This is a genomic window from Pseudoalteromonas sp. TAE79 (genome assembly GCF_000498015.1).
Classification (GTDB): Bacteria; Pseudomonadota; Gammaproteobacteria; order Enterobacterales; family Alteromonadaceae; genus Pseudoalteromonas.
The window spans coordinates 1-4715 of sequence record NZ_AUTL01000129.1 but is presented as its reverse complement, the minus strand read 5'-3'; the positions used below and the strand labels follow the sequence as shown (position 1 = coordinate 4715).

The following is a 4715-nucleotide window of genomic DNA, read 5'->3' as shown; positions in this document are numbered from 1 at the left end:
GAACATGGCCCAAATGGAGAAATAAATCAAAAAACATTGACTCAATATTGGAAGAGTAGTTTTAAAGGTAACAGTGGTATTGTCGATCCAATTTTAACCACGAATACAGACACTTTATCTTATATCGTAAAGGACAAAAGAGTTACTAAACATGTTAACAGTGACAGCTTTACTAAAAGTTATATCTATAATATTTATGATGCACCTGAGCAAGTTGTTCTAGCAGGGCCATCGGGTACTTTTTATAAAAAGCAGTTTTACCAGCATGACACTTTAAATTGGATTTTAAATTTACCTACCATCACCCAAGTATCAAGCGATGATCAAAACTATATAGAAACTAAACGCATTCAGTACAATGCTTTTTCGAATAGTTACTTTTCAAACCAACAATTACCATCAAAAGTGTACCTATTTGGTCAACTACAACGTACTTTCACTGATTACACCGCACAAGGCAATGTTGAGCGAATAGAGTTTAATTCAAATCGTTCAGTAGGCACTGGTAAGCGTTTTATTGAATATGCAAACTACAAGCGCGGTTTACCGCAGGTAATAACGGTGCCAAATAGGTCAACCACAGGAAGCATGAGTGCGGGTAGGGTAGTTGATAATAACGGGTGGGTAACTCGTACAACCGATTATAATGGCGTATCAACTAATTACACCTATGATGACATGGGTCGTATTAAATCCGTAGATTTAACAAATGATGCGGTTAATGGCAGCTGGTACGACACGTTATATACTTGGCATAACGATACCAATACCCGCACTGCGTCAACGTGTACGTTAGATAGTTCACGGACCGCATGTACAGGTAACGCTGTATTCAAAACTACAGAGTACTATGACAACTTACTGCGACTGACAAAAACAAAAAGCCAAGATTTAGTCAATAGCTCTGCAGCAAATAGTACCCGTTATCAGCGTTTCGAATATAACTACTTGAATCAGCCAACGTTCCAATCTTATGCAAGCGCAAATATAAGTGAAAATAAAGGCACTACAACCGTTTATGATTCACTAGGTCGACAGCAAAGTGTTACAACAAGTGGATTAGGCACCGTTAATTACGCCTATTTATCTGGTAATCGTATAGAAGTAACGGATGCAAAAGGTCACGTAACAACCACAACCTATCAAGCCTTTGGTTCACCAAGTTACTCGCGCGCAATAAAAATAGAATCGCCTGAGAATGTAACCACCACATTAGATATTGATATATTTGGTTTAACACATTCTATTACACAAGCAGGTGCTAACCAGTATGGAAATTCAACGAGTGTTACTGAACGTCGTTATTACGACAATAGTAAACAGTTATGTTTAACTACACGACCGGATGTAGGCAATACCCTTTATAAGCACAATGTAATAGGTGAACTCATCTGGAGCCAAGGTGGCGTTGCTAATACACAATGTACCAGTACAGCGCCGAGTGGGAGTACTTTTTATACATATGAAAACTTAGGCAGTCTTAAACAAGTTAACTACCCAGATGCTTCAGGTGATGTTAGCTACGAGCGCGATAACAACGGGAACGTTAAAACCTTAACAGCTGGTAATGTAATTCATCGTTATGAGTACAACAACCAAAATCGCCTCGAAGAAGAGCAGCTATTTGTGGGTAATGAACTACCTCTAATGCTTAATTATAAATACAATGCTTTGCAACAGCGTGAACAGTTAGGTTACCCAGATGGAACTATTGTAAACTTCAAACCCAATGGCTTTGGAGCACCAACAGAAGTACAAATGTATAATAGTGGCAACGTTGCCTTAAGCTTTGCCAAAAACGCTGAATATTATGCAAATGGCATGCTTGATTCATTCACTTATGGTAATGGTGTCACCCATAAAACCACCTTGCATGCAGATAGCTTATTACCCAAACAGCTTAAAGACACCGGCCCCACAGGGTCGAGTATTCCAAGCACGGTGATGTCACTCACTTATGACTATGACCATAATGCAAATGTGACGTCGATTATGGATGGTCAAAACAGCGCCTATAGTTTAACTAATTTACAGTATGACGGCCTCGACCGCTTAACCCGCACGATAGGCGGCTCCGGTATTGGTTCAAGCACGTTACGCTACGATGGTTTAGGCAACATCACCTACTACCAAAGCAAAGGTAAAACACTTAATTATACCTACGACTATACAAAAAACCGCTTAAGCAGTGTAACCGGCGTGAGTGGTCGGTATGGCTCAATAGGCTATGATACCCGCGGAAATATTACTAACAACGGCGCATATAGTTTAGATTTTAATGCGGCCAATCAACTTACCACAGCGAAAGGTAATAGCTATTTATATGATGGTCACAACCGCCGCGTAAAACAGAGCGATGGCAATGGCATCAGCTATTCAATGTACAGCCAAGATGGTACATTACTGTACAGAGAAAAAGGCGACACCATAACAGGCAACGGCACTAACTATATTTACTTAGGTAAAAAACTGATTGCCAAGTACGGTGACGTAACACCGCAAACACTGAATGACAGCCGTCAGCACAGCCGCCCATTTGGTGAATCGATAGAAGCACCCAAAGATGACGTAGGGTACACAGGGCATAAATTCGACACCGACTTAGGGTTGAGTTATATGCAGGCACGATACTATGATCCAGTTATTGGGCGGTTTTATTCGAATGATCCTATTGGCATGACTGATGTTCATACCTTTAATCGATATGCGTATGTAGCAAATAATCCTTATAAATATACCGATCCAACAGGAATGAGTGCTTGTGAAAATAGTAGCAAAACATCCTGTATACAGTCAGATACGTTTTCTGAAGAGACTTCTAGCGGGCAAAATGTTGTAGCTTCAGAGAGTGTTGCAAATGCAATGGTCAGCGGAAAGGGTAAAGTAGCTGTAAAGTCTGGTACTGTCGAAAAAATAGGATTTGTTATGCCTGATGGAAATGGTGGGCATGAAGTAGTAACGGCCTCAGATGCTACTACTGGTAACACTTCTAATACAGATACAGCGTCAGCAGTTAAACCAGAGGGTGCCGCAGCAGTAATTCACGGGCATATAGATGGTCGCTCTGATGGTGTGCTAAGTCCTGCTGATGCATCCCCTTTAAAAAGTGGTTTACCTAATGGTGTCGTTAGTGAAGGCCGTGTAGGTGTTACTGAACTTAAAAATGGTCGTTTGCAGTTTAGAATGCTTAAAGGAAAAATGACGAGACGAGAAGCTAAGATTCAGCAAAAAAATCTGAATAAACAGCAAGCAGATTTCTAAATAATAAGAGGTTCGTAATGTTTAAATTTATTTTATTGCCAATACTGGTGATATTTCCAATGCTAGCAAGTTGTTCAGCTATGAGTGATGAAACTCTCATTATTCTCGCTTACCCCAAAGAAATAAGGATAAGTGATAAATCGTGCTCGGAGTTTTTAAAAGATAGTGCAAACATTTGTATGGATGGTGTAATTGAACTGAAATACGAAGTAGATGAAGTTATTTCAGGTCGATTTGATGATAAAACTATTTCAATAATTGATTTTTATCATAGTAACGGATTTCCTAAATATGTAACTGAATATCCAGTTTACTTTACTCTGAGAAAAAATGGAGATACTTATTTTTTAGTCAATGATGCAAAATTAATTGATGGAAAAGAAGAATTCTGGATCTGTGGTAGTAACCTTGATCCTAATGTTTCTGACGGGCATGCTGATGAGCCTCCTTATAAAGAGCTTAACTCTGATACATGCAAAAAGGGAGTTGAACTAGAACGGCTTAAAAAGTATTTTCAATAAAATGGGTCGGTGAAAAATTAACAGGACACTCATTCTAAATAAAATAGCACAATATTAAAGCGAAAACGTTAACTTCACTGAAAGCGGTAATATTGTTAACTAAAACTAACGATATGACTCTAGCATTTCATTCAGTAGTGTCTAAATACGTATTTTTAGACAAGTTCATCTTCAACGTAAGCTTTGGAACTACGTGGTTTGAAATGGAACGTTATATTAGTTTGATTGGGGATTCGTCGAGTTTACGCAAAGAGCTTATTGCAATGACTTAAGTTTTGTCGTCGTTTAAAATCTTGATGTTCGCAGTAGTCACTTAAGGAAGCTTCTCGGCCAACAGCGCCATGAAATTGTGTTCTAAATTCAGTAGTAATAATTAACCAGTGCTCTGCCGATATGTTTAAGCGTTTGAGTATCTCTGGTTGGCTTTGTTCGATAAAACAAATAAACAAGACATATATGGACGCTCCCTTGAAGTCAAGACGAGCTAATGTATAAGCATCAAAAAGAAATAAACTAGACACCCATCCTAAATTTTGCATTTTTTAAAATTAAAGGCTAGCCTTTATTTAGTGCAAAAAACAAGCAGGGTGTCTTATGGCTATCGCGAGAAAGCGTCTAGTAAGTTTGGTTGATACAAAATACTACCATTGTATTTCACGTTGCGTGCATCGTGCCTTTCTGTGTGGTGAAGACCACTTTACAGGTCAATCTTACGAACATCGACGAGGGTGGGTTGAAGATAGGTTGCTCTTATTAGCAAAAATATTTTGTATTGATGTATGTGCTTATGCCGTAATGAGTAATCATACGCATTTAGTAATGTATGTTGATGATAAAAAAGCGAATAGGCTAAATGATAAAGCGATTATTATTCGCTGGCATAAACTGTGTAAAGGCACCGTACTTACGCAAAAATATGTACAGGGTGAAAAG

3 protein-coding genes and 1 pseudogene are annotated in these 4715 nt (G+C 38.7%); all 4 read left to right on the top strand.

The window, feature by feature from the left end:
• Positions 1-3261 (top strand): RHS repeat-associated core domain-containing protein (locus L655_RS0108755; protein ID WP_024604785.1); only part of this gene is annotated, 3261 nt, incomplete at its 5' end.
• Between the two features lie 17 nt (positions 3262-3278).
• Positions 3279-3782: a hypothetical protein gene (locus L655_RS0108750; RefSeq protein WP_024604784.1), complete on the top strand. Its 504-nt coding sequence runs from the start codon at positions 3279-3281 to the stop codon at positions 3780-3782.
• A gap of 92 nt (positions 3783-3874) precedes the next feature.
• The gene (locus L655_RS1000000127195; protein WP_125825547.1) at positions 3875-4054 is read left to right on the top strand and encodes a hypothetical protein; all 180 of its coding nucleotides are present in this window, start codon (positions 3875-3877) and stop codon (positions 4052-4054) included.
• Between the two features lie 322 nt (positions 4055-4376).
• Positions 4377-4715: pseudogene (locus L655_RS0108740) on the top strand (transposase); the annotation flags it as partial.